Below are 2,160 nucleotides of genomic sequence, written 5' to 3' on the forward strand. Positions count from 1 at the left end.
GTTTCCGGCCTCATCGCCACCTCCGTCGCCGCCGGCTCGCTCGTCGGCACCGTGCAGCCCTCGGCCGCCCACAGCCACCATCACAACCGCGAAATCGGCATCGGCATTGCCGCCGGCGTCGGCGGGTTCGTGCTCGGCAGCCTGCTCTCCCAGCAGCAGCCGCAGCCCGTCTATGTCGACGAATATGGCGGCGGTTCCTCGCACGTCCGCCGCTGCCTCGCCCGCTACGCCAGCTACGACCCGTACTCCGACACCTATGCCGGCTACGACGGCTATCGTCATTACTGCCAGCTCTGAGAGGAGGTGAACCGCCTCAGGCAACCGGAAGAAGGGGCTTCTCCGTGGCCCCTTCTTCTGCCGTCGGGGGGCTGGCCCTGTTGCGTTGACAAGGCTTTCAAGTTGAAAAGCCTCCGCCGTCGGCGGTGTACAGCGATTTTGCGAGCGTCTAATCTCGCCCCAACGGCCAAACCGAGGAGGGACGCTTGGACGAACAGGATCCGAAGCAAGACTTGATCGAGCCCGTTTTCCGCAACGGCACGGTCACCACCGTCGGCATCCTGCTGGCATTTTCGCTGGGCTTCATCACCCATTGGGCCGCCAACCCGATCCCATGGCAAACCTACCATCTGCTGGCGGTGCTGCCGATCCTGATCGGCATCGCGCTGCAGATGCGGGCGCTGTCCTTGCTGCTCGACGTAAGCTCGCTGCAAAAGCCGATCTACGAGCGGGCCAACCGCATCTTCATCACCGGCCTGATCTTCACCGCAAGCGGCGTCGGCCTGGCGATCCTGCTCGACTTCTTCGAGATCGCGGGCAAGAGCGCGCTGCCGAACGGGTAGCTACTGGCAGATGTCGCACCATTCGGCGCTGACCAGGCCCGCCATGCGATCGACGCCGATCCTGACCGCGGCATTGGTGGCGCCGGCGGCCGGCACGACCTCGGCAAAGGCGCGCAGCGACACATCGCAGTAGATCGGCAAGGGCGAGGCGAGGCCGAAAGGGCAGACGCCGCCGACCGGATGGCCGGTGATCTCGGCCACCTGTTCGGCATCGAGCATGCGCGGCTTGCCACCGAAGGCGTCGCGCGATTTGCGGTTGTCGATGCGCGCGTCGCCGCGGGCGACCACCAGCAGCACCCGCACGCCGACCCGCATGCAGATCGTCTTGGCGATCTGTCCCGGCTCGACGCCATGCGCTTCGGCCGCGAGCGCCACGGTCGCCGAGCTTGTCGGCGTTTCGATCACCGCGATGTCGGGGGCATGCTCGGCGAAGAAGGCTTTGACGGACTGGAGGCTCATGCGTTTCCGGGCGGGAATGGATCGGAGGCGCAGACTTCGACCCGTTGCCGGACCGGTGTCAAGTCGGGCCAGAGTCAAGGCAAGCGCGTGGCGCTGACCTCGAACAGCGATGCCTCGGCAGTGCCTTGTGAAGAATGCCCGCCGATCATCCTGGTTATCTCGGTCGCCGCTTCGCGCACCAGCGGACCGATCTCGGCCAGACGCTCCGGCGTCACCCGAACGGTGGGCCCGGACACCGAAACGCCGCCGATCGGCTCGCCGAACTCGTTGAAGATGGCGGCGGCCACGCAGCGCATTCCCGGGTGCCGCTCCTCGTCGTCGACCGACCAGCCGCGATGCTTGATCGCGACAAGGTCGCGGGCCAGCGCCGAGATGTCGGAAAGCGTCTTTTCGGTGAAGCGCTCAAGCCCGGCGCGGCGCAGGATGGCAGCGACACGCTCGGGATCGAGATGCGCCAGCACCGCCTTGCCGATGCCGGAGGCATGGAAGGAGCTGCGCGTGCCCGGCCGGAAGAAGGCGCGGATCGCCTGGTGCGTCTCGACCTGGCTGACGAAGACGACGCAATCGTCCTCGGCAACGCCGAGATTGGAGGTCTCGCCGGTCTTTTCCATCAGTTCCTGCATGACGATGCGGGCGCGATCGACCAGTTTGCGGCGGCGCAGGAACGCGGCGCCCATGCGGTAGGTCTCGACGCCGATCGACCACAGCTGGTCGGTGCCGTCGAACTCCACCATGCCGTGGTTCTCCAGCGTCGTAAGCATGCGGTAGGCGGTGGAGGCGGCAAGGCCGCTTTGCGCCGATATCTCGCTCAGCGACAGGCCGCTGCCTTCGGCGACGATGGCAAGGATGCGCAAGGCGCGGT

4 protein-coding genes are annotated in these 2,160 nt (G+C 66.5%); 2 read left to right on the plus strand and 2 right to left on the minus strand.

What is annotated here, in order from left to right; translation table 11 throughout:
• Both EN780_RS32645 and EN780_RS32650 read left to right on the plus strand, forming a co-directional pair.
• Window positions 1–297, plus strand: a 297-nt coding sequence (locus EN780_RS32645; protein WP_133372825.1) for a BA14K family protein, incomplete at its 5' end; no start/stop codon positions are given.
• A gap of 185 nt (window positions 298–482) precedes the next feature.
• The gene (locus EN780_RS32650; RefSeq protein WP_127287295.1) at window positions 483–839 is read left to right on the plus strand and encodes a hypothetical protein; all 357 of its coding nucleotides are present in this window, start codon (window positions 483–485) and stop codon (window positions 837–839) included.
• Here the strand turns inward: EN780_RS32650 and EN780_RS32655 are convergent, their stop codons facing one another.
• Both EN780_RS32655 and bhcR read right to left on the minus strand, forming a co-directional pair.
• On the minus strand, window positions 840–1,298 hold the full coding sequence (locus tag EN780_RS32655) for a YbaK/EbsC family protein (protein WP_127394214.1): 459 nt from the start codon (window positions 1,296–1,298) through the stop codon (window positions 840–842).
• Window positions 1,299–1,372: 74 nt separating this feature from the next.
• The coding region (gene bhcR / locus EN780_RS32660; protein ID WP_133372826.1) for an HTH-type transcriptional regulator BhcR at window positions 1,373–2,160 on the minus strand (788 nt) is incomplete at its 5' end.

Source organism: Mesorhizobium sp. M4B.F.Ca.ET.089.01.1.1, assembly GCF_004022605.1.
Taxonomy (GTDB): Bacteria; Pseudomonadota; Alphaproteobacteria; order Rhizobiales; family Rhizobiaceae; genus Mesorhizobium; species Mesorhizobium abyssinicae.

Excerpts from the sequence above, each read along its gene's own strand:
- EN780_RS32655 (WP_127394214.1), bottom strand. The coding sequence starts at position 1,298 with ATGAGCCTCCAGTCCGTCAAAGCCTTCTTCGCCGAGCATGCCCCCGAC.